This window comes from Paenarthrobacter nitroguajacolicus, assembly GCF_007786235.1.
In the GTDB taxonomy this organism is placed as follows: domain Bacteria; phylum Actinomycetota; class Actinomycetes; order Actinomycetales; family Micrococcaceae; genus Arthrobacter; species Arthrobacter nitroguajacolicus_A.
In genome coordinates this window covers 79,602-100,610 of record NZ_VNFK01000002.1, presented here as the reverse complement: position 1 = coordinate 100,610, position 21,009 = coordinate 79,602, and the positions used below count along the sequence as shown (strand labels likewise).

Here is a 21,009-nt window from a genome sequence, read left to right as displayed (position 1 = left end):
GGGGGTGATGTATTTCCGGGGTCTAGCTGTTGCTGTGCCGTCCGACCGCGCGGGTGCGCAGCCGTCCGGTCAGCGGATCGGTATGGGTAACGATGGGGATTGAGTAGACATCGCTGAGCAGTTCCGCATCGAGTGCCTCGTGGGCGGGCCCGGCGGCGGCAATACGGCCTTCGGACAGGACAACCACATGGTCAGCAAGCGCAGCTGCCTCGTCGAGGTCGTGAAGGACCACGCCGATTGCCACTCCGTGGACGCGCGCGAGGTCATGCACCAGATCGAAGATCTCCACCTTGTACCGGAGGTCCAAATGGTTGGTTGGTTCGTCGAGCAGCAGCACCGACGTGTCCTGCGCAAGGCAGCTCGCCAGCCACACGCGCTGCAGTTGCCCGCCGGAGAGTTCGTGGACGCCCCGGGCGGCAAGCTCGGCAACGCCGGTCAGTTCCATGGCACGGTCGACGGCGGCGGGACCCTCGGGATCGGCAGCGCGCCACCGTCCCCGGTAGGGATGGCGCCCGAACTCGACCACGTCGCGGACACTGAGGCCATGCGGCACGGGACGGCTCTGCGAGAGCAGTGTCACGTGGCGTGCAAAGTCGCTGCGCTTCATCATCAAGGCATCTGCCGGCGTACCGTGAGGCGGGCTCACAGTAACAGTTCCCGACGACGCCTCATGCAGCCGCGCGAGCGCGCGAAGCAGCGTGGACTTGCCGCTGCCGTTCGGACCCACCAAGGCAACAATGCGGCCCGGCTCCAGCCGGATTCCAGCGCCATGGACCACGTCCTTGTCCCCGTAGCGGAGGACCAGGTCAGTGGCCTCGAGCCCGGAGAGTTCGCTCAGTTCAATCACAAAATGAAAGATTAGCTTAGGCTTACCTAATTACTCCAAACGTGTCCGCGAATGTCATCGTGAGCCTGCCCACAGGGGCGTCAGGGACATGCGAGGCTTGTTGCATGGACCTGGAAATCTCGCCCTCGCTGACTATTCCCGCGTCGGAACTCAGCTGGCGGTTCTCCCGGTCCTCAGGGCCGGGCGGACAACACGTCAATACCACCGACAGCCGCGCCGAATTGTTGTGGAACCTGGCCGACTCCGCGGTCCTGACGGACGAGCAACGGCAACTGCTGCTCAAACGCCTCGGACGTCGCCTGGTGGCCGGCGTGATCTCAGTGACGGCTTCCGAGGAGCGGTCCCAGCTTCGCAACCGGGAGCTTGCCCTTGCCAAGCTCGCCCGTCTCATCACGGCAGGCCTTGTCCCGGAATCCGTCCGCCGCGCCTCCAAACCCACGCGCGGGTCCGCCCGCCGTCACCGCGTGGCCAAGGAACAGCGTTCGGCAACCAAACAGCAACGACGACGACCTGCCGCCGAGTAGCGCCGATCCCCTGTTGGCAGGCGGCCGTCGGTGGGACCATACATCCATGGCACCCATTCAACGCATCAGTCCAGAGGGGCTGGTCTCCAGCCCCGCCTTCAGCCACGTCGCGGTCGTTCCACCCGGCGCGACCATGATCTATATCGGTGGACAAAACGCCGTGGACGCCGGCGGGACCCTGATTGGCGAAGGCGATGCAGCCGTTCAATCCGCCCGCGCCCTGGACAACGCCGCAACTGCCCTGAAAGCCGCGGGAGCAAGCCTCGGAGATGTCATTCAGTGGAACGTGCTTTTTGTCGACGGCGCCGACCTCGCCGCGGGATACGGGGCTATCGCCTCCAAGCTCGCCTCCGACGAGCCGCCCCTGGTGACGGCGGCCTTTGTCACAGGTCTGGGGGTGCAAGGCGCTTTGGTGGAGATCAGTGCGGTAGCCGCCGTTGAGCGCGACTAAGGGCCGCTGATTTCGACCCATTCCGAACGCCACTGTGGGGCTTGGAAGGATTCGCTCCAGTAAGCCGTTTCCTTGGCGATCCGGCCGTCCCGGAATTCGAAAATGAACACCGTCTCGTACGTCGGCCCGCCGTAGTCCAACGATGCCTCGGCCACTACAAGGTTCCCGCCGCTGAGCAGCCGGCGAGGCGTGATGGTGGGCAGCTGGGGGAAGGCGTTGTAGATTCCCCGTCGGTTCTCGGCGCCGCGCACGATCTCCCCGGATTGGGGCCAATGCATCACGGCGTCGTCGTGGAACAGCTCATCCATGACCTCGACATGGCGATCATTGATGCAGGCGATCAGCCGTTTGACCACGTTCTCGTTGACGTTTTCCTGAGCCATGATCCGCATTGTCCTCCTGGGCGTCGGATTGCACCACCGCTGAGGCGGTGAAGCCGTCCGCCGGACCTCCCGTTCCTGGGGGGAACGCACGTGGGCGTACGTGAACGCCGATAGAGTCATATGAATGGACAGCAAACTGATTGTTTCCCGGCGTCCCGGACCCATCCGGCCGACTCCACCCTTTGCAGAGGCCGACGACGGCTTCGTCAGGGTCCGGGGGGCCCGCGAAAACAACTTGCACAACGTAGACGTCGATGTGCCCCGGGATTCGATCGTCGCCTTCACGGGAGTGTCCGGATCTGGAAAATCATCGCTGGCCTTCGGCACCATCTTTGCCGAAGCCCAGCGCCGCTACTTCGAATCCGTCGCGCCGTACGCCCGCCGCCTCATACAACAGGGACACAACCCCAAGGTCGACGCGATCACGGGGCTGCCACCCGCCGTCGCACTTCAACAACGGCGAGGCACGGCGACGGCGCGCTCCAGCGTCGGCACGGTGACCACGCTGTCCAACTCCCTGAGGATGCTGTTCTCGCGAGCCGGAAGCTATCCGGACGGCGCCAAGCAGCTGGATTCTGACGCCTTCTCCCCCAACACAGCCGCAGGAGCCTGCCCTGAATGCCACGGCTTGGGTGTGGCCCACACCGTCACCGAAGGATCCTTGGTTCCCGACCCTTCGCTAAGCATCCGGGACGGCGCCATTGCCGCGTGGCCCGGAGCCTGGCAAGGCAAGAACCTGCGCGACATCCTCACCCACTTGGGCTACGACGTCGATACGCCATGGAAGAAGCTTCCCAAGAAGGACCGCGACTGGATCCTCTTCACCGATGAGCAGCCCGTGGTGGAAGTGACACCACAACGGGACCGGGTGGCCAAGCCTTATAAAGGCCGCTTTTGGAGCGCCAAAAGCTACGTGCTTCACACGCTCGCAGATTCCAAAAGCACCACCATGCGCGACCGCGTACTTCGCTTCATGGAGACCGGCCAATGCCCTCGCTGTGGCGGCAGCGGACTAAGGCCGGATGCACTGGCCGTCACCTTCGCCGGCAAGACCATTTCCGAACTGAACGCGATGCCAATGACCGAATTGGCCGCCGTCATCAGGCCCACGGCCGAACTGACATCCGCCGGGACGGCCTCGCGTACACAAACGTCCGGGGAAGCCAACGAGGTTGCCGTGGCCATCACCCGCGACCTCCTCGCCCGGGTCACAGTGCTCCTGGACCTGGGCCTGGGATACCTCGCCCTGGGGCGGCCGACGCCCACCCTCTCCCCCGGCGAAATGCAGCGGCTTCGGATCGCAACGCAACTGCGCTCTGGCCTCTTCGGAGTGATCTACGTGCTGGACGAACCGTCAGCCGGGCTCCATCCGGCCGATGCCGAACCGCTCCTGGCCGTCCTTGAACAGCTCAAAACCTCCGGAAACTCCGTCTTCGTGGTGGAGCACAACATGGACTTTGTGCAGGCGGCCGATTGGATCGTCGATGTTGGCCCACACGCGGGTGAGGGCGGTGGGCGGGTCCTCTACAGCGGTCCCGTGGCAGGGCTGGAAGGCGTTCAAGACTCAGTCACGCGGCCGTTCCTCTTCCCTGCCGGGACCCGCAGCGAACCGGGGAATCCCCGGGAGGCGAAGGAGTGGCTCACTCTTCAGGGAATCACCCGGCACAATCTCCGCGATCTTGAGGCTGAATTCCCGCTGGGTGTGCTCACTGCAGTCACAGGCGTCTCCGGCTCGGGTAAGTCCACCCTGGTCAGCCATGTTCTGGCTGAAGTGGTCGCAGCGGAGCTGCATCCTGACAACGCCGACACCGTGAGCCGCGACCTGCCCAAGGGCCTGGGGTTGGTATCGGGCCTCCACCACCTGGACCGGCTGGTCACGGTTGATCAGAAGCCCATCGGCCGGACACCACGATCCAACCTGGCAACGTACACGGGGCTCTTCGACGGCGTCAGAAAAGAATTCGCCGCTACGCAAGGCGCCCGCTCCCGGGGCTTCGGAGCCGGCCGCTTCTCCTTCAACGTGGCCGGCGGCCGCTGCGAAACCTGCCAGGGAGAAGGGTTCGTGGCCGTGGAACTCCTGTTCCTGCCCGGGAGCTACGGCCCGTGCCCCGAATGCAACGGCTCGCGATTCAACCCCGAAACACTGGAAGTGACCTACCGCGACCGGAACATCGCCGAAGTCCTGGGCATGACCGTCACCACCGCCGCCGAGTTCCTGTCAGACCTCCCATCGGTGTCACGCAGCCTGCAAACCCTGCTCGAAGTCGGCCTGGGCTACCTCCGGCTGGGTCAGCCCGCCACCGAGCTTTCCGGCGGCGAAGCCCAACGCATCAAGCTGGCCACTGAACTCCAACGCATCCAACGAGGTCACACTCTCTACCTCTTGGACGAGCCCACCACCGGTCTGCACCCAGCCGATGTCCATCTCCTGATGGCCCAACTCCGCAGGCTCGTCGATGCCGGCAACACGGTGATCGTGGTGGAGCACGAAATGGACGTCGTCGCGGGCGCCGACTGGGTCATCGACTTGGGGCCAGGTGGCGGCGACGCCGGCGGCGAGATCATGGTCGCAGGCCCGCCCGCCGTCGTCGCGCGTTCCACCACAAGCCGAACCGCTCCCTACCTCGCCGCTGCCCTCGGGCGGTGACCTACCGTCGGGGAATGTTGCGCAGGTTGCTGCGCGCCATGCTGACCGCCTCCCCGGCACCTCGGTTCAGGACAACCTTGGACATGGCCGTGGCGAACCCAATGACTTGGGATCCGGAGATCTTTGGCGGGATGGACAGCGCATTGGGGTCGGTGATGAGTTCCACCAGCGAAGGACCGGGGTGCGCGAAGGCCGCACGGTAAGCCGCCTCGATGTCGGCCGGATCGGTGACTCGCACAGCGTGGAAGCCCAATGCCTTGGCCACAGCGGCATAGTTGGCATCCGGTACGTCCACACCGAAGTCGGGAAGGCCGTCCACCAACATTTCGAGCTTGACCATGCCCAGGGTGGAGTTGTTGAACACCACCACGTTCACCGGCAACTTGTGAGCGGCAACGGTAATGAGCTCCCCCAGCAGCATTGACAGGCCACCGTCGCCGGAGACAGACACTACCTGCCGACCGGGATAGGCCACCTGCGCGCCGATGGCGTGCGGCAGGGCGTTGGCCATGGAACCGTGGAGGAAGGAACCGATCAAACGCCGAGTGCCCAAAGGATTGATGTAGCGTGCGGTCCAGACATTGCACATGCCTGTGTCCGCGGTGAAGATGGCGTCCTCCGCCGCGACCTGATCCAGCAGTGACGCCGCGTACTCCGGATGGATGGGCTGCTTCTTCTCAACCTTGCGCGTGTAAGCGCCCACGGCCTTGTTCATCAGCCGGTCGTGCTTCTTCAACATATGGTCCAGGAAGCGGCGGTTCTTCTTCTGCTGCACCAGCGGCAGCAGCGCGGTCAAGGTCGGCTGTACGTCGCCATGGACAGCGATATCGACGTCGGTGCGACGCCCCAGCCGCTGGGCGGCCCGGTCCACCTGGGCTGTCCGAGTGTCGGGGAGGAATTGATCGTACGGGAAGTCCGTACCGAGAAGGATCAGCAGATCAGCGTCTTCAATGCCTTCGGCAGCTGCACCGTACCCCAGCAACCCGGTCATGCCGATGTCGAAGGGGTTGTCGTACTGGACGAAGTCCTTGCCCCGCAGTGAGTGCCCAATGGGTGCGTTGATCAGTTCAGCCAAGGCGATCAGCTCGTTGTGCGCCCCCGCAACGCCGGCACCCGCGAAAATGGCGACCTTACCGGCCTCGTTGATGGCGTCGGCCAAGTCCTGGACGCTCGCAGGATCGGGCACCAGGCTGGCGGGCCGGAACGTGGCGGGAAGCGGCGTAGGCGCCGTCGCCTCAAGGCCGGCGATGTCACCTGGCAGGGTGACCACCGCGACTCCGCCAAGGCCAACGGCATTCTGGATGGCGCTGTGCATGACCCTGGGAGCTTGTTCGGCCGTGCTGACGAGTTCCGAGTACACAGAGCACTCGTTGAAGAGACGGTCGGGGTGCGTTTCCTGGAAGAAGCCGCTGCCGATTTGCTTGCTGGGAATGTGCGAGGCGATGGCGAGCACAGGCGCACCCGTGCGGTTGGCGTCGTACAGGCCGTTGATCAGGTGCAGGTTGCCGGGGCCACATGATCCCGCGCAGACGGCCAGTTTGCCGGTCAATTGCGCCTCTGCAGCCGCAGCGAACGCGGCCGCCTCCTCATGGCGTACGTGGATCCAGTCGATGCCTCCTTGGCTTGAACCCCCGGTTTGACGGACGGCGTCAACGATCGGGTTGAGGCTGTCGCCAACGATTCCATAGATCCGCTGCACGCCGGCAGCCTGGAGTTGTTCAATGAGCTGGGTGGCAAGTTCCTTGGCCATGATGTGCAGACTCCCGCAGTTTGGTGGTGGGCTGACATGGCCAAATATAGTCGGCCCACCTTGCGGGGAGACCAAGGTTGTCTGTCTTCCTACGCGGCAAGGGCGGCATCAAAGAGGCATACGGCCAACCGGAGCAGGTGGCCAGGGACGTCTTTGTCCCTGCCGTTCTTGCTGTGGCCGAGGAACACTGCCGTTCCAGTCACAGATCCTTTAAAGGGGATGCCGGCCTGACGGATCAGAACCTCCGCTCTGCGGTTAAGTGGCTGGGGAATGTATTTGGCGCGACGCAATAATGAGCGCCTTGGATAGTTGACTCACAACCGGTCCCACAATCCGGACAGACCTTTTCTCACATTGACGATACTGCGAACTGAAGAGTGAATAATGCAGACCTTGAAATCGACAGCACAGCGAGAAATGCATAAAATTTGCGGCGGCTACATGCGGCAACCTTTCGTAGTCGGGAGCCACAAAAGGCTGCCGCAGAACACCGGGAACGCTACGCAGACGGCGGGCTCAGTGGTACCGCTATCTCTGGTTCTTCCGTGGCTTTGAGAACAGGTTCTCGCTGTTTTCCGCCTTGGCCCGTTTTTCGGCACGCTTTTCCAGAATTGACTTACCGGCCTTCTTTGCACTGGGAGTGTTGGGGGACTTTTTCGACATTATTGCCCATCCTTTCCATGTCGCTATGACAACACCATACCCAGTTTTATTATTTAAGCCAGTCGGCAAGTTTTATGCGCTTTTTTGTTTCAAATTCTCGGCTGCAGCCCCCAGCCCTCCATGTCGGGCGGATTGTTTCGGTCCAAAACTCTGGCTGGAACGCCTGTTCGTTGCTAGCGTGACCGCATGAGCCCCGCCAAGCCCCCGGCTGTGATCCTCGATGTTGCCGGCCACGAGGTTCGCATCTCGAATCCGGACAAAGTAGTGTTCCCCGAGCCTGGTCTGTCCAAGCTTGATGTAGTCAACTACTACCTCACCGTGGCAGAGGGTGCGCTGCGGGGCGCCGGCGGGCGGCCCATGGTGCTCAAGCGCTTCCCAAAGGGCATTGACGCGGAGCCGTTTTTCCAAAAGCGAGTGCCCGAAAACCACCCAGGGTTCATCCACACAGCAACACTGCACTATTCGTCCGGGACTTCGGCCGAAGAGACCGTCATTCGAGATGCTGCGGGGCTGGCGTGGGTCGTGAACCTGGGATGCCTGGACCTCAATCCCCACCCCGTGCGCGCAGAGGACCTGGACCATCCCGACGAACTGCGGGTGGACCTCGACCCCATGCCCGGGGTGGACTGGTCGCAGATTGTCGACACCGCTTACGTCGCACAGGAGGTGCTGGACGACGTCGGGCTGGTTGGCTGGCCCAAGACAAGCGGCTCACGCGGGCTGCACATCCTGGTACGCATTGCTCCACGATGGTCCTACCGGGACGTGCGGCTCGCCGCCGAAACCCTCGCCCGCGAGGTGGAGAACCGTGCACCCGGCCTTGCCACCGCCCGATGGTGGAAGGAAGAACGTGGTGAGAGCGTCTTCGTCGACTTCAACCAAAACGCCAAGGACCGCACTGTGGCTTCCGCCTACTCCGTCCGGTCACGGCCCGATGCCCGCGTCTCAACCCCTCTGAGTTGGGACGAAGTGCGATCCGCCCGGCCGGAACAGTTCACGGTGCGTACCGTGCCGGATCGCTTCGAGGACCTCGGAGACCCGCACTCCGGCATCGACCACGCCGCCGGTTCGCTCGACGGGCTGCTGTCCTTGGCCGCTGAAATGGGCCCAGCCGAGAAGGCACCACGATCAGGAGACGGCTCCGGCCGCCGGATGTCCACCATGCCGCTTATCGAGATTGCCCGCACCAAGACGAAGCCCGAGGCACACGCTGCCCTTGACGAATGGAAGGCGCGGCATAAGGAGGTGGTCGCCGATTTGCATCCCTCCGATGTGTTGGTTGACGGTATGCGTGGATCGAGCTCCCTCTGGTACCGGGTCCGAGTAAACCTACAGCATGTTGCCGAAGCCAAGCGGCCACAGCAAGAGGTGCTTATTGCGGACTACGACCCGTGGGCCGGCAAGCAGTGGCCGGGACGCACCTGAGACTCCAGTCCCCGTTGGACCGCCCGCTTTGGTTGTATGCGACTCCTGCAGCGGGCGGGGAACCCGGCGTTGGTTCTATAGCGCGGGCGCAGAGGTGGCGGTAGCTTTGGAATACTTTTCGTGGAAGCAGCCGAGCTACCGGAGGCACCCCTGATGCAAGGCTTATCTGTGTCGCTGGTTCTCATCGCTGTCCTGGCCGTCGCGGCTCCGCTCGCTGCCCGTTCACTCGAGCGCGTGGTGAAGGTGCCCATCGTGGTCTTCGAGATTGTCCTGGGAATGTTGCTGGGACCCAGCCTCCTGGGCTGGGTCCAATCCACACAGTTCACCGACACCTTGGCTGACTTCGGGCTGGCCATGCTGTTCTTCGTCGCCGGCAACGAGATCGACTTCACGACCATTCGGGGCCGGCCCATCAGCCGCGCATCCGCTGGTTGGCTCATCTCCCTGGTTGCCGGCATCGGTGCTGGATTCGCCTTGGCCCCCGCACCGGAAGCGGCCGTCATCATCGGCGTCGCCTTGTGTTCCACGGCACTTGGCACCCTGCTGCCCATCCTCCGCGATGCGGGCGAAGCAAAGTCTCCCATCGGCATCGCGGTGACTGCCGTGGGCGCTGTCGGTGAGTTCGGTCCCCTGATTGCCATCTCGCTGTTCTTCAGCGGCCGGCAACTGGGAACTGCCTCAGGCGTACTTCTCGGATTTGTCCTTCTCACGGGCCTGGCGATCTACCTTGCTTCCCAGGCACGGCACACGATGTTTCATGCCCAGGTCACGCGGACCCTCCACACCAGCGCGCAGTTCGCCATGCGGACCATCATGTTGATACTCAGCGCCCTTGTTGTACTGAGCATGGTGCTGGGACTTGACATGCTGCTTGGTGCATTCGCTGCCGGAGTACTTTGGAAGGTTGCCATCGCACGAGCTCCGGAAGAAGACCGGAAAGTCATCGAAACGAAAATCGATGCTGTCGCATTTGGCTTTCTGGTGCCCATTTTCTTTATCGATACCGGGATTGACTTCGAGCTTGGCGCACTCGTCGCAAGCCCCGCGACCCTGGCGATGGTCCCCTTGTTCCTGGTCCTGCTGCTGGTCATCCGGGGACTTCCTTCGCTGCTTGCTGCTCCCCCACGCTCCGCTTCGGCGGCCAAGCGGGCCATGGTCCTCTTCGGTGCCACAGGGCTGCCCATCATCGTGGCCGTGACTGCCATTGGCCGTGACCACGGGCTGATCACCAGCGGCATCTCGTCCGCTCTGGTTGGGGCCGGTATGCTCTCCGTGCTGCTGTTCCCGTTACTGGCGCTCCGTCAAATTCATCCAGCACAAATTCATCCCAATACGAATTCATCCCAGTACGAAGCGGGCCCGTAAGTAAGACGCTTTGCGGCATGGGCGCCGGAAAGTGTTGCCCCGCCGGAGGCCAGCCCATAGGGTCAATTACGTGAGTGGCGGGGACGGCAATCCGATGAGCGGGACCGACCAGCTACCCGTGAAGGAAACAGGCATGGCAACAGGTACAGTCAAGTGGTTCAACGCCGAAAAGGGTTTCGGATTCATCGCACCCGACGATGGAGGCCCCGACGTGTTCGCGCACTATTCAGCCATCACTTCGAGCGGATACCGCTCGCTGGACGAGAACCAAAAGGTCCAGTTCGATATCACGCAGGGCCCTAAGGGTCCACAGGCCGAGAACATCCAACCGCTCTAGGTCCGCGCCACAGGGACCGGTCGGCTACACGCCGGCCGGTCCCTTGTCGGTTACGCCCGGCCTTTGAGGATCAGATGCCAATAGACCTTCGGGAACATGTCCCGGTCAACCCACCACGAAAGCCTGCTTTCCTTCCACGTGGGAACCATCGGGATGGTGGGTTTAGGCCGGTACTGGTCATCGAACTCGGCAAAGACCACCGTGTTGCGCGAAACAGTGAAGGGGCACACGGAGTATCCGTCGTACCTGTGGGTGGGCGCTTTGCCCTGACGGGCAGCCACCAGGTTCTTGGCGAGCACCTTGGTCTGCTTGCGCAACGCCCCGCCGGCCTTGGAGTTGGACGTGGCGGCAGCGTCCCCCAGGGACCAGACGTTGGGGTAGCGCACGTGCCGCAGGGTCTGCGTGTCAACCTCAACGAAACCGCCCTCGTCACCTGACGCCGGCAGGTCCGTGGCCCGAAGCCAATCAGGAGCAGCTTGGGGTGGAACGGCGTTGAGGACGTCGTAGGACACTTCTTCCATAGTGCCAGTGGCATTGTTCCGGATAGTGGCTTTCCGGCTCCCAGGGCTGACGGCCACGAGCTCACTGTTTGTCCTTAGCTCAATGCCATATTCAGCAAGCTTGCGTTCAAGCTCCCGGTCCACTTCCGGGATGCCAAACACAGTGGGGTACGGCTGGACCATCACCACGCTGATCTGGTCGAGGACGCCTTGCTCCTTCCAATAGTCACAGGCCAGGTACATCGGTTTCTGACTGGCGCCCCCACACTTGATGGGCCCGGCAGGCATGGTAAAGATGGCCGTGCCGGACCTCAGGCCGCTCAAGAGGGTCCACGCTTTGGGGGCAAGCTCGAATTCGTAATGGGATGCACCGTAGGGAGAGTGCACCGCCTCAGCCAAACCCGGCACGTCATCCCAGCGATATTGCAGCCCCGGGCACACCACGAGCTGCACGTAAGCCACTGTTGACCCCGAAGCCAGCCTCACGGTATTGGCGTTGGCGTCCACGCCCACCGCTTTGTCCTTGATCCAGTGGACGCCCTTGGGCATCACCGCTTCCTGGCTCCGTACGGCTTCCTTGACCTGCGCGCGGCCTCCAGCGATATGGGAGAACAGCGGTTGGTAGAAATGGTGGTCTTTGGGTTCGATGAGGGCTATGTCTTTGACCCCGTACCGAACCAAGCGGGCCGCCAGCGACACCCCTGCGTTGCCACCGCCGATGATCACAACTTCGTGCTGCCGGGCCATGCCGCTACTTCTTTTCAGTCAGCGCGGAACCCTTGTGCGCGGCCCGGGCTCCCGTTTTGTCAGATTCCACCACGTACTGCGGCTCATCCTCGCTGGCACGATGCGTGTTGCCGTCCAGCACAAAGTCGCTGGTCTTCTTTTCCACGATCCTTCCGTGCGTCTTGCCCTGCGAGGTGTTCCACTCCACGTGCGTTCCCTTGCTTAGTGCCATGTCCGCTCCTAGCTATGGTGCCCTCTCCAACTTCCGGGGCTTCCCAATAGTAAGCATGATGACCTTTTTGCGGTACCGCAGGTCGGCAACGAGGGCCGCATCAGGCCCGAGTTGGCGGGTCCTGACCCACCAGGCTGTCCACGGATTCGCGGAGGAGATCGGCATGCCCGTTATGGCGGGCGTATTCCTCGATCATGTTCAGCAGGATGTATCGCAGGCTGGGCAACTCGATGTCCGGATTGGAGGCAGTGCTTCCCTGCCGGCCTGGGCCGCCGTCCGCCAGTGCCTCGGCGAACAGGAGCCGGGACCGGGCCACTGCCGCGCGCCATCTCCCGTAGAGTGCTTCCGGAGTCTCCTCGTCGGCCGAAATCCAGTCCCAATCGGGGTCGGTATCCCAGTCCACGCTATTCCACGGGGGAAGTTGCGGGCGGCCATGCAGCCACTCGGTGGACATATCATCCTCAAAGCGGGCCAGGTGGTTGAGCAGGCCACCCAACGTCATGGCCGACGGCGCCAGTTTTGCGCGAAGGCCGGCCGAGTCGAGGTCACCTGTTTTCCAGGCAAATGTTGCCCGCTGCCGTTCCAGAAATCCCAGCAGTGTGGCGGTCTCATCGCCGGCAAGTGGCGGCTCTGGAGTGTTCTGTTGGGCTTGGTCCGGTGTACCGCTCACCGCAGGCCTCCTCGTCAGTTGGCGTGTCTTCCAGTTTGGCGTGCCGCGGATGCTCGGACAAGATCAAGCCCGTAGCAGCTGGCCTGCCCTTCCTTGGCTGCTTGGCCGTGCCATAGTCTGGGCCTGTGAGCGTACGCAGCGCGCTGCAGGGACGCCCGAGGCCACGAAAGGACCGCCCATGCTGATCTGCGCAACGTGCGCCGTCGAATATGGCGAACCCGTTCCCGAACTCTGCCCCATCTGTACCGACGAACGCCAGTACGTGCCGGAAGACGGACAAAAGTGGCTCACCAGGGATGGCTTGGAAGGGACCGGCCAGCAGATCACGTTGACGGAGAACGAGCCGGGTCTCATCGGAATCAGAACCGAACCGAAAGTCGGAATCGGCCAGACCGCCCAGCTGGTGGTGACTCCGCAGGGCTCGCTGCTGTGGGATCCAGTGGGCTACGTCGACGACACCGCCGTCGAGGCAGTGCTGGACCGAGGTCCGGTCCTGGCCATTGCCGCCAGCCATCCCCACATGTTCGGCGTTCAAGTTGAATGGTCCCGTCGACTCGGCAACGTCCCGGTTCTGGTGGCCGAGGCAGACCGTGGATGGTTAGGGAGGACGAATCCGATCATTTCCACGTGGTCCGGCAGCTTGTCGATCACCGATGGCTTGGACCTTCATCAAACCGGCGGTCATTTTCCAGGCAGCGCGGTGGCGCATTGGGCAGCCGGAGCCAGCGGCAAAGGAGTCCTGCTGACCGGTGACAGCGTTTTCCCCAACCCCGACCGCCGCAGTATTGCCTTCATGCGCAGTTACCCGAACCATCTGCCGCTTTCCGGGGCCGTGGCGTTACGAATCGCCGCGCAATTGGGTGAACTCGAATTCGATCGGATCTACGGCAACTTCAACAATGCCATCGACTCCGATGCCCAGCGGGTCCTTCGCCTCTCGGCTCAACGGCATGCGGCGTGGGCGCGGGGCGACTTCGACCACCTGACCTGAACAGGACCTGGGCTGGACGTGATCCCGTGGATGCTCAACCGGTGGTGTTGCCAAACCCCGCCCAGAGGATCACAGTGAAGTAGGCCACACAAGGCCGTCGTTTCCAGGAGCCGTGCACCCGCCGTGGAGGTCAACCATGAGCACCACGTCCGACGAAGTCCTCAACCCCATGCCCGCCGGCCAAGAGCCGGAGCTCAAGCGGGTCTTGGGTTCCAAGCTCCTGCTCCTCTTCATCGTCGGCGATATCCTGGGCGCCGGCGTTTACGCGGTGACCGGGACGATGGCCGGAACAGTCGGTGGCATCGTCTGGCTGCCGTTCCTCCTGGCGTTCATTGTCGCGACCCTCACAGCGCTTTCGTACCTGGAGTTGGTGACCCAGTACCCACAGGCAGCAGGTGCGGCGCTCTACACCCACAAGGCCTTCGGAATCCATTTCGTCACCTTCCTCGTGGCGTTCGCCGTGGTGTGCTCCGGCATCACCAGTGCCTCGACGTCCGCGAACGTCCTTGCCCAAAACCTCTTCGGCGGGTTGGAGATCAATGGCTGGATGGACAAGCCGGACCGCAGTGTGATTACCGCAGTCGCGTTGGCATTCATGTTGTTACTGGCGGCGATCAACCTGCGCGGCGTGGGTGAGAGCGTCAAGTTCAACGTTGTGCTGACACTGGTGGAGGTACTCGCCCTGTGCATCGTGATCGGGGTTGGCTTCTTCGTGATGGCCCAAGGCACGGGAAATTTCCAGGAGATCCTCGTCTTCACGGACCAGCAGGACAAGGGATTGTTCCTCGCTGTCACGGCGGCCACGTCAATTGCCTTCTTTGCAATGGTGGGCTTCGAGGACTCCGTCAACATGGTGGAGGAGACCAAGGACCCGGAGAAGATATTTCCGCGAACGATGCTCACCGGGCTCGGGATCGCGGTGCTTCTCTACATGCTGGTTGCCATTTCGGTTGTCAGCGTCCTTTCGCCCACAGAGCTCGGCGAGATCAGGGAAGCGGAGGGCGCAGCGCTGCTGGAAGTCGTGCACAAGGGCTCGCCCGACTTTCCCATCGACAGGATCTTTCCGTTCCTCGCGGTCTTCGCAGTGGCCAACACAGCGCTGATCAACATGCTGATGGCGAGCCGCCTGATCTACGGCATGGCCCGTCAGCACGTCCTGCCGAGCGGCTTGGGGAAGGTGCTGCCCGGTCGCCGTTCACCGTGGGCGGGGATCACGTTCTCCACCGTGTTGGCGCTGGGATTGATCTGGTACGTCAGCAGTGATCCTGACAGCAACATCGTGGCCAATCTTTCAGGTACCACTGCCTTCCTTCTGCTGTGCGTGTTCACCGTAGTCAATGTGGTGTGCGTTGTACTTCGCCGCAAACGGGACCCCAACCGCAAGGTCTTCTTCACCTCACCGGGGCAACTGCCCTTGGTAGCGGCCCTGTTGTGCGCCTTCCTCGCGGGCCCCTGGGTTGGTCGCAACGTCATCCAGTACCAGGTAGCCGGCGGCCTGATGGCCATCGGCATCGTATTGTGGTTCATCACGTGGCTGCTCACCAGGAAGAGCAACGCCCGCCGCAGGACATGAACTTCTCCGCACCCGACGCAATAGTTGCTCGACGGCGACCTCCCGTCGTCGAGCCGTCAATTATATAAGTATTGACTTATATAAGAAACTGCTGATATTTTGCGGAATGTGCACGCTTTTGACGTCCTGGGTGACCCGGTCCGACGCAGAATCCTAGAGCTCTTGATGGACGACGAACAGTCATCGGGCGCACTGTCTGCCGTGATCAGCCAAGAGTTCGGCATTTCCCAACCCGGCGTATCGCAGCATCTGAGGGTGCTGCGGGAGAACGGTTTCGTCCAGGTGCGCCCGGTTGGCACACGCCGGCTGTACGCCGTCGACGCAACGCCTTTCAAGGACGTGGATCAGTGGCTGCAGCCATTTCGGGACTTCTGGACGCAACGCCTGGATGCGCTCGACACCGAGCTGGCCAGGGGACGACGCGATCGACGTGCACGAAAATCGACAGACAAGGAATGATCACATGTTTGACATGCTCCAAGAGCTCGCGGAAATTCACCGATCAGTAGCCAGGAATAAAGCTGCTGAAACCGTATCGGTACGGGTCAGCCGCGCCTACGACGCAGAGCCGGAAGATGTTTGGTCAGCCCTGACCGAACCCGAGCGGCTGCTCCGCTGGTTCTATCCGATCACGGGTGACCTGCGCCCCGGTGGGAGCTTTCAGTTGGAGGGCAACGCAGGCGGCGAGATCCGGCGCTGCGAACCGCCAGTAACCTTGCAGGTCACCTTTGGGGGCCCGGAAAGCATCGTCGATGTCACCCTGACGGAGACGGCGGGGAAGACCACTGTCGAACTCACGCACACCGTTCCGTTGTCCATGGCCGGCAGCGGAGCGGGAGCACTGTTCGTGGGGCCCGGCTGGGACGGGGCCATGCTGGGCCTTGGCCTGTACTTGCGCGGTGTGGCGGTGGACGACCCCATCGAGATGGCCAACTCGCCCGAAGTGGTGGAGTTCAATCGTGGATCGATCAGCCGCTGGACGCACAGCGTAGAAGCCTCCGGAACCGCAACCTCCGACGAAATCGCCAGCGGAGCAGCGGCTGCGTCCGCACAGTACACACCCGGGGCTTAGTCGGGAGGAGGCACCGCACAGGAACTGCCCTCTCAGGCACATACCGCTATGGCTGCCCGGAACCGTAATAGGTGGCCAGCCGCGCCAGTCCTTCATCGAGAGAAACGCCGGGGGTCCAATCGAGGAGCTCCCGGGTTACGCGCTGGTCGAACCAGTGGGCTGTGGAGAGCTGCTCTGCAAGGAACCTCGTCATCGGCGGCTCCTCTTTGCGCCCTGCCAGGATCCAGAGTTTCTCCACCACCATTCCAGCCGTCCGCGCCATGGCACCAGGGATAGTCCACGACGGCGCCGCAACATCCCCCGCCCCGCAGATGCCTGCCAGCAATTCCCCGATGGGACGGGGCTCGCCGTTGCTCACCACAAGTGCCCGGCCATGGACGTAGTCCATGCGGTGCAGCGCGGCGACGATCGCGGAGGCTGCGTTGTCCACGTAGGTGGTGTCGATGAGGGCCGCACCGGCGTCGAGGAGAGGCAGCCGGCTTCGGCTTGCCCGCGCCAGGACCCGCTCCACCAGTTGGGTGTCGCCCGGGCCCCAGACGATGTGGGGACGCACTGCTGCCACCCGGAATTCGGGGGTGTCGGCTGCCAGCGCCAGCAACTCCGCCTCCGCTTTGGTGCGGGAGTAGTGCCCATGCGCGCGCTTCGGGTCAGCCGGCTCAGCGCCCAACCCGACGATGGCGGCGCCGGAGTTGGCCACGGACGGGGAAGAGACGAACACGACATCCCGCACTCCTGCGGCCCGGGCGCGACGGACCAGGCGGCGGGTCCCTTCGACGTTCACTTCGGCGAACTCAGCGGCGCGACCGGTGAAGGATACTTTCGCGGCGAGGTGGATGACGCCGTCGGCCCCTTCCACCGCCCGCCGAAGCGCGGCGTCGTCCGTAATGGACCCGCGGATGTCTGTCGCGCCGTCGACTCCGGACGGTCGGCGCTGGAACGTGGACACTGTATGGCCTTGGCGGACCAGCAGCCGGGCCACTTCACTTCCCAGCAGCCCACTGGCTCCGGTGACCAGGACCTTCATGGCTTTCCCGGCCGGCCACCGGCCAGCACATGCGAAGCCCAGGCGGACAGGCGGGTGCGGTCGATTTTGGCGTTGTGCCTGATGTCGGTGGGCTGTGCGGGGACAGCCAGGACGGCGGAGACACCGACGCCGGCTTCCAGCGCGGCCCTGCGAACTCGGCCCGCGAGCTCCGGCGCAGCAGGACCGGCCTTACGGTACGGCGTCACCGTTTCGACGACGGCCACAACCGCCTGTGTCCCGGCCGGCCCCACCCCGGCAACAGCGGCCAGCCGGACCTCCTCCAGCCGTTCGATGGCCTGTTCGGCGCCAACGGGCGTCACGACGCCCCCGGGCGCTGTCACCACGTGGGCGAGGCGTCCCTCCACCCACAGCCGACCAGCGGCGTCGAAGTGCCCTACGTCACCGGTGCGGTGCCATCCGGGCAGGCCGGCGCTCTCGCACTGGGTCAGCCAGAGCCTGTCATAGGCTTCTTTGACGTGCGGTGCCCTGACTAGGATCTCGCCGGTTACTCCGGCTTCGGTGGAGAACGCGGACCCTGGTGCGGTTCCGTCCCCAGCCAAGGGGATTACCGCCAGGCGGGCGCCGTGCACGGGCTCCCCCACGCACACTCCGTTCCCTGCTCCCTTGACAGTCCCCGCAGCAGATTCGGCCGCTGCGGCCTGAATCTGCTCCAGGCTGATGTCCGTGACCGGGAGCGCCTCCGTCATCCCGTACGGAGTATGAAGCGACGCCCGAGGCAGCAGTTGCTGCACCTCAAGAAGCAGCGGCTCGGGGACGGGGGCGCCCGCCGAAAGCAGCAACTCGACGCCGTTCAGGGCTTCATGCCCTGCACCATTGACAGCATCACTGGTGGCAACGACGTTGGCCAACGCCGCCGGTGAAGCGAAGACCACCGTGGCGTCGATGGCTGCGGCGGCCTCCGCCAGGGCGCGGGACGTCAATGTTCGTGGGGCAGTGACGTCCATGGCAGGCGTCACCGAAACCGCTCCAAGCGCCGGGCCCAGCAAGGCAAACGGAGCGAAGCCTGCCACGAGCCGGGAACCGGGCCGGATCCCAAACGTTCTGGACACTGTGTCCCTCATGGCGGCCAGTTGTCGATGCGTGTACAGCACGCCTTTGGCTGGACCAGTGGAGCCGGACGTGAACAGCACAGCGGCCGGGGCATCTGCGTCCACAGCGTGCGCCGGCAACGCAGAACCGGCCCCCCGCCTGGCCAGGGCCGCGAGGGACGTTTCGACGCCGAGGATTCGACGGCGGGCAGCTGGCAGATCCTGCACGCTGACCCGGCGTCCGGGCCAGCCGAGTACCGCAGCAGCCGTCAGGGCCTTGTCGATTCCGATGAGGAAATCGGCGGTGGCGCCCTTCACTGCGCGACTCAGGCCTCTGGTTCCCAGACCCGCGTCGGCCACCACCACCACAGCGCCCAGCCGCAGGCAGGCATAGAGCGCTACGGTCAGGTCCGCGCCAGGCGGAACCATCAAGCTGACCCGGCTCCCCTTCTTGACGCCGACTTCCCGCAACCCCGCGGCGAGATCCAGGATGCCGCGGTCCAACTGCTGCCAGCTCAGCGAGCGGCTGATACTGCCGTCCGGCGCCATTTCGGCAACAGCGGTATCTCCCTTGGCCTGTCCCTGTGCCTGCTTGCCGAGCGAGTCCCACAGAGGGCGAAATGCTGCTTCCTCACGCTCGGCGCTATCGCCCAGGCCGTGGCCTCCGATGGCCGCAGCTTCGGTGTTCCCGGCGAGCCACTGGAAGATTGGCGTCGCGATGTCCCGGTCTTCCGCCACGAGGTGTCCGGCGCCTTCGAAGCGATGCACGTCCGCGTGCGGGAGCCGGCCGACAAGATCCTTCAGGTACCGGTCGGAAAAGATAGGATCCCGCGGGCCCCAGAGCATCAGAGCCGGGACTTTCAGGCCGCGCAACCCTTCAGAGACCCCTTGGAGCGCGGAATAGCTTGGATGGGACGCGTCTGCCGGAATATCCGCCACAAAGTTGCCCACCCCGGACCTGCGCCCGGCACCACGGTAGGGGGCCATGTAGGCCCTGCGGATATCGGCGGGCAACGGTGGTTCCGCCAGCGAGTGCGTCACTCGGAGAAAGGCGTCCGACGTCGTTGTCCCCCACCGATGCACGGCGGGATGCAAGGCCAGCCGGAGGGCCGGCGGGAGCGCGGTGTCGGACGGGTGGTGGACCGCTGTGTTCGTCAACACCACGCCGGTGACGTGACGCGGGTGCGCCAATGCCCACCCCAGGCTGATGACGCCGCCCCAGTCATGCCCCACCGTCACCACCGGACCCTTCAGGCCCAAAGCGTCCGTGAGGTCGCCGAGGTCATTGATTCGGTCCGCCAGGCGTCGGAAAGTGCCGCTGCGCTCCGAGTAGCCCATGTCCAGCTGGTCTACGGCTACAACCCGCCACGGGTGTGCGGGATCGGATCCGGCAGTCAGCAGCGTCCGCCACAAATACGACCACGTCGGGTTGCCGTGCACGCACAGCAGCGTGCCGACGGGTTGCAGTCCGCGGCGGGCGAGCTGGGCTCCGTTGTCCAACAGGTGCCAACGGCGCGTTGTACCGGGCGTATCGACGGTCGAGGTGGACTCAACCCGGATGGTCCGTGACCATTCGGGGTCCACCCCCGGCCAGGAGGCGATTACCAAACGATTTCCACCATTCCTGCATTGAGCCCGGACCCTACCCCCATACACAAGACCCGATCTCCGGCGTTCAAGGACTGAGCCTCGGCGGCAAGCGTCATGGGAAGGGAGGCAGGCCCCACGTTGCCCCAGTGCGGGAACGTTATGGGTACTTTGTCCGGGTCCAAGTCAATGGCTTTGATGATTGCCTGGGTGTAGGCATTGCTCACTTGGTGGGTGACGTAGCGGTCCATGGCGGCCCAGTCCCAGTCCGGCTGGGCTTCGTGCCAGGCGTCGACCACCAACTGAAGTCCGCCGTCGAGCAAGCCCTTCGTGTCCGTCGTCATGCCATCGATGCCGCCCACGCACAATTCGTGGTGTTCGGTGCCCGCACGCATCACGCCGCCCACCAGCCGGTGCGCCCCCGGGTATTCGTCCGCGGGTCCCAGAACCGCTGCGGCCGCCCCGGACCCGAGCGTCAGCGTGGCGAACTCCCGACTGAAGTCTTCCCTGGTGGTCTCAGGCCGCTGCAGTCGTGCCAGCGTGGCTTCCTGCGTCACCTGGGCATCTTCACCGTTGACGATCACTGCGTACTTGATTTGGCCGGAATCGATCATGTTGGCGGCCAGTATCAAGCCATTGACGAAACCGAGGCAGGCGTTGGCCAGGTCAAAATTCATGGCCGACGACGGCAGGCCCAGTTCGTGATGGATCTTGACCGCCACAGATGGTTCAAGATTGCGCCTGGTGACCGAGGTGTTGATCAGCAGGCCGACTTCCGATGCCCCGACGCCGGCCTCGGCCAAGGCTTTGGCGCCCGCTTCTACCGCCGCATCGTCGAACGATGTCCCGGCGGCCCACCAGCGGCGGTGCGTGATACCCGCGACGCGCTCCAGCAATCGCGGCGGGAACTTCAGCCGTTTGAGGGTCGAGGCCAACCTGTGGTCGAAGTCCTTGGAACTGACGATCATCGGAGCCTCAACACTGCTCACCGAGAGCAGCGCTGTGTTGCTGTGCCGGAAGGTTGCATTCCCTGCCAAGTCAAGCCCCTGTTCGTTTCTGTCCTGCATTCATGCGGTGACTGTACCCATTTGTGCAAGCCCAAGACGTTAACTATGCCGGTGCGAGGCGGATACTGCATATTTCAGGGCCGTTGCAGCGTGTTAATTCCGTCACTGTTTGGGCCGGAAATGGTT

19 protein-coding genes are annotated in these 21,009 nt (G+C 63.7%); 10 read left to right on the top strand and 9 right to left on the bottom strand.

Annotated elements, in window-relative coordinates; translation table 11 throughout:
• Positions 1-22: 22 nt before the first annotated feature.
• Positions 23-847: an ABC transporter ATP-binding protein gene (locus FQP90_RS02470; protein WP_208759920.1), complete on the bottom strand. Its 825-nt coding sequence runs from the start codon at positions 845-847 to the stop codon at positions 23-25.
• A gap of 104 nt (positions 848-951) precedes the next feature.
• On the opposite strand from FQP90_RS02470, the gene arfB reads away from it, so the two are divergent.
• Together arfB and FQP90_RS02460 are read left to right on the top strand one after the other, a co-directional pair.
• Entirely contained in the window at positions 952-1,371 is a 420-nt protein-coding gene (gene arfB / locus FQP90_RS02465) for an alternative ribosome rescue aminoacyl-tRNA hydrolase ArfB (protein ID WP_144648162.1), read from the top strand.
• A gap of 46 nt (positions 1,372-1,417) precedes the next feature.
• The gene (locus tag FQP90_RS02460; protein WP_144648161.1) at positions 1,418-1,822 is read left to right on the top strand and encodes a RidA family protein; all 405 of its coding nucleotides are present in this window, start codon (positions 1,418-1,420) and stop codon (positions 1,820-1,822) included.
• On the opposite strand, the gene FQP90_RS02455 is transcribed toward FQP90_RS02460, so the two are convergent.
• Complete coding sequence (locus FQP90_RS02455) at positions 1,819-2,205, bottom strand: nuclear transport factor 2 family protein (RefSeq protein ID WP_208759919.1); 387 nt, start codon at positions 2,203-2,205, stop codon at positions 1,819-1,821. The genes FQP90_RS02460 and FQP90_RS02455 overlap by 4 nt on opposite strands.
• 124 nt (positions 2,206-2,329) lie before the next feature.
• Here FQP90_RS02455 and uvrA point away from each other — a divergent pair, with 124 nt between their 5' ends.
• Positions 2,330-4,852, top strand: coding sequence for an excinuclease ABC subunit UvrA (uvrA, locus tag FQP90_RS02450; protein WP_144648159.1), 2,523 nt, complete (start codon positions 2,330-2,332; stop codon positions 4,850-4,852).
• A gap of 1 nt (position 4,853) precedes the next feature.
• Here the strand turns inward: uvrA and FQP90_RS02445 are convergent, their stop codons facing one another.
• Positions 4,854-6,602 carry a pyruvate dehydrogenase gene (locus FQP90_RS02445; protein WP_144648158.1) on the bottom strand — a complete coding sequence of 583 codons (1,749 nt, stop codon included), beginning with the start codon at positions 6,600-6,602 and terminating at the stop codon, positions 4,854-4,856.
• 849 nt (positions 6,603-7,451) lie between these two features.
• On the opposite strand from FQP90_RS02445, the gene ligD reads away from it, so the two are divergent.
• From ligD to FQP90_RS02430, 3 genes are all read left to right on the top strand, one after another.
• Entirely contained in the window at positions 7,452-8,690 is a 1,239-nt protein-coding gene (gene ligD, locus FQP90_RS02440; protein ID WP_144648157.1) for a non-homologous end-joining DNA ligase, read from the top strand.
• A gap of 153 nt (positions 8,691-8,843) precedes the next feature.
• Positions 8,844-10,055 (top strand): cation:proton antiporter, encoded by a 1,212-nt coding sequence (locus tag FQP90_RS02435; protein ID WP_144648156.1) that lies wholly within the window; start codon positions 8,844-8,846, stop codon positions 10,053-10,055.
• Positions 10,056-10,188: 133 nt separating this feature from the next.
• On the top strand, positions 10,189-10,392 hold the full coding sequence (locus FQP90_RS02430) for a cold-shock protein (RefSeq protein ID WP_144648155.1): 204 nt from the start codon (positions 10,189-10,191) through the stop codon (positions 10,390-10,392).
• Between the two features lie 50 nt (positions 10,393-10,442).
• Here the strand turns inward: FQP90_RS02430 and FQP90_RS02425 are convergent, their stop codons facing one another.
• The 3 genes from FQP90_RS02425 to FQP90_RS02415 form a co-directional block, all read right to left on the bottom strand.
• Entirely contained in the window at positions 10,443-11,639 is a 1,197-nt protein-coding gene (locus tag FQP90_RS02425) for an NAD(P)/FAD-dependent oxidoreductase (RefSeq protein WP_144648154.1), read from the bottom strand.
• Between the two features lie 4 nt (positions 11,640-11,643).
• Positions 11,644-11,850: a DUF2945 domain-containing protein gene (locus FQP90_RS02420; protein WP_144648153.1), complete on the bottom strand. Its 207-nt coding sequence runs from the start codon at positions 11,848-11,850 to the stop codon at positions 11,644-11,646.
• 100 nt (positions 11,851-11,950) lie between these two features.
• Positions 11,951-12,520 (bottom strand): mycothiol transferase, encoded by a 570-nt coding sequence (locus FQP90_RS02415; protein WP_144648152.1) that lies wholly within the window; start codon positions 12,518-12,520, stop codon positions 11,951-11,953.
• Between the two features lie 178 nt (positions 12,521-12,698).
• Here FQP90_RS02415 and FQP90_RS02410 point away from each other — a divergent pair, with 178 nt between their 5' ends.
• The 4 genes from FQP90_RS02410 (at position 12,699) to FQP90_RS02395 (ending at position 16,156) form a co-directional block, all read left to right on the top strand.
• Positions 12,699-13,511, top strand: a complete 813-nt coding sequence (locus FQP90_RS02410) for an MBL fold metallo-hydrolase (protein ID WP_144648151.1) — start codon at positions 12,699-12,701, stop codon at positions 13,509-13,511.
• Positions 13,512-13,647: 136 nt separating this feature from the next.
• A complete protein-coding gene (locus tag FQP90_RS02405) occupies positions 13,648-15,084 on the top strand; it encodes an APC family permease (RefSeq protein WP_144648150.1) in 1,437 nt (478 codons plus the stop codon).
• A gap of 108 nt (positions 15,085-15,192) precedes the next feature.
• Positions 15,193-15,543 carry an ArsR/SmtB family transcription factor gene (locus FQP90_RS02400; RefSeq protein WP_144648149.1) on the top strand — a complete coding sequence of 117 codons (351 nt, stop codon included), beginning with the start codon at positions 15,193-15,195 and terminating at the stop codon, positions 15,541-15,543.
• 4 nt (positions 15,544-15,547) lie between these two features.
• Complete coding sequence (locus FQP90_RS02395) at positions 15,548-16,156, top strand: SRPBCC family protein (RefSeq protein WP_144648148.1); 609 nt, start codon at positions 15,548-15,550, stop codon at positions 16,154-16,156.
• Between the two features lie 46 nt (positions 16,157-16,202).
• On the opposite strand, the gene FQP90_RS02390 is transcribed toward FQP90_RS02395, so the two are convergent.
• From FQP90_RS02390 to FQP90_RS02380, 3 genes are read right to left on the bottom strand one after another with little or no spacing between them, the layout of a single operon-like run.
• Positions 16,203-17,180, bottom strand: coding sequence for an NAD-dependent epimerase/dehydratase family protein (locus FQP90_RS02390; protein ID WP_144648147.1), 978 nt, complete (start codon positions 17,178-17,180; stop codon positions 16,203-16,205).
• Positions 17,177-19,837 carry an alpha/beta fold hydrolase gene (locus tag FQP90_RS02385; RefSeq protein ID WP_144648146.1) on the bottom strand — a complete coding sequence of 887 codons (2,661 nt, stop codon included), beginning with the start codon at positions 19,835-19,837 and terminating at the stop codon, positions 17,177-17,179. Before FQP90_RS02385 ends, FQP90_RS02390 begins: the two co-directional genes overlap by 4 nt.
• Positions 19,831-20,883, bottom strand: a complete 1,053-nt coding sequence (locus FQP90_RS02380) for a 3-oxoacyl-ACP synthase III (RefSeq protein ID WP_144648145.1) — start codon at positions 20,881-20,883, stop codon at positions 19,831-19,833. Before FQP90_RS02380 ends, FQP90_RS02385 begins: the two co-directional genes overlap by 7 nt.
• Positions 20,884-21,009: the final 126 nt, after the last annotated feature.

What these genes read in the sequence shown, in the direction of transcription:
- arfB (WP_144648162.1), top strand. Translation starts at nt 952, where the DNA reads ATGGACCTGGAAATCTCGCCCTCGCTGACTATTCCCGCGTCGGAACTC.
- FQP90_RS02460 (WP_144648161.1), top strand. Translation starts at nt 1,418, where the DNA reads ATGGCACCCATTCAACGCATCAGTCCAGAGGGGCTGGTCTCCAGCCCC.
- FQP90_RS02455 (WP_208759919.1), bottom strand. Translation starts at nt 2,205, where the DNA reads ATGGCTCAGGAAAACGTCAACGAGAACGTGGTCAAACGGCTGATCGCC.
- uvrA (WP_144648159.1), top strand. Translation starts at nt 2,330, where the DNA reads ATGGACAGCAAACTGATTGTTTCCCGGCGTCCCGGACCCATCCGGCCG.
- FQP90_RS02445 (WP_144648158.1), bottom strand. Translation starts at nt 6,602, where the DNA reads ATGGCCAAGGAACTTGCCACCCAGCTCATTGAACAACTCCAGGCTGCC.
- ligD (WP_144648157.1), top strand. Translation starts at nt 7,452, where the DNA reads ATGAGCCCCGCCAAGCCCCCGGCTGTGATCCTCGATGTTGCCGGCCAC.
- FQP90_RS02435 (WP_144648156.1), top strand. Translation starts at nt 8,844, where the DNA reads ATGCAAGGCTTATCTGTGTCGCTGGTTCTCATCGCTGTCCTGGCCGTC.
- FQP90_RS02430 (WP_144648155.1), top strand. Translation starts at nt 10,189, where the DNA reads ATGGCAACAGGTACAGTCAAGTGGTTCAACGCCGAAAAGGGTTTCGGA.
- FQP90_RS02425 (WP_144648154.1), bottom strand. Translation starts at nt 11,639, where the DNA reads ATGGCCCGGCAGCACGAAGTTGTGATCATCGGCGGTGGCAACGCAGGG.
- FQP90_RS02420 (WP_144648153.1), bottom strand. Translation starts at nt 11,850, where the DNA reads ATGGCACTAAGCAAGGGAACGCACGTGGAGTGGAACACCTCGCAGGGC.
- FQP90_RS02410 (WP_144648151.1), top strand. Translation starts at nt 12,699, where the DNA reads ATGCTGATCTGCGCAACGTGCGCCGTCGAATATGGCGAACCCGTTCCC.
- FQP90_RS02405 (WP_144648150.1), top strand. Translation starts at nt 13,648, where the DNA reads ATGAGCACCACGTCCGACGAAGTCCTCAACCCCATGCCCGCCGGCCAA.
- FQP90_RS02395 (WP_144648148.1), top strand. Translation starts at nt 15,548, where the DNA reads ATGTTTGACATGCTCCAAGAGCTCGCGGAAATTCACCGATCAGTAGCC.
- FQP90_RS02390 (WP_144648147.1), bottom strand. Translation starts at nt 17,180, where the DNA reads ATGAAGGTCCTGGTCACCGGAGCCAGTGGGCTGCTGGGAAGTGAAGTG.
- FQP90_RS02380 (WP_144648145.1), bottom strand. Translation starts at nt 20,883, where the DNA reads ATGCAGGACAGAAACGAACAGGGGCTTGACTTGGCAGGGAATGCAACC.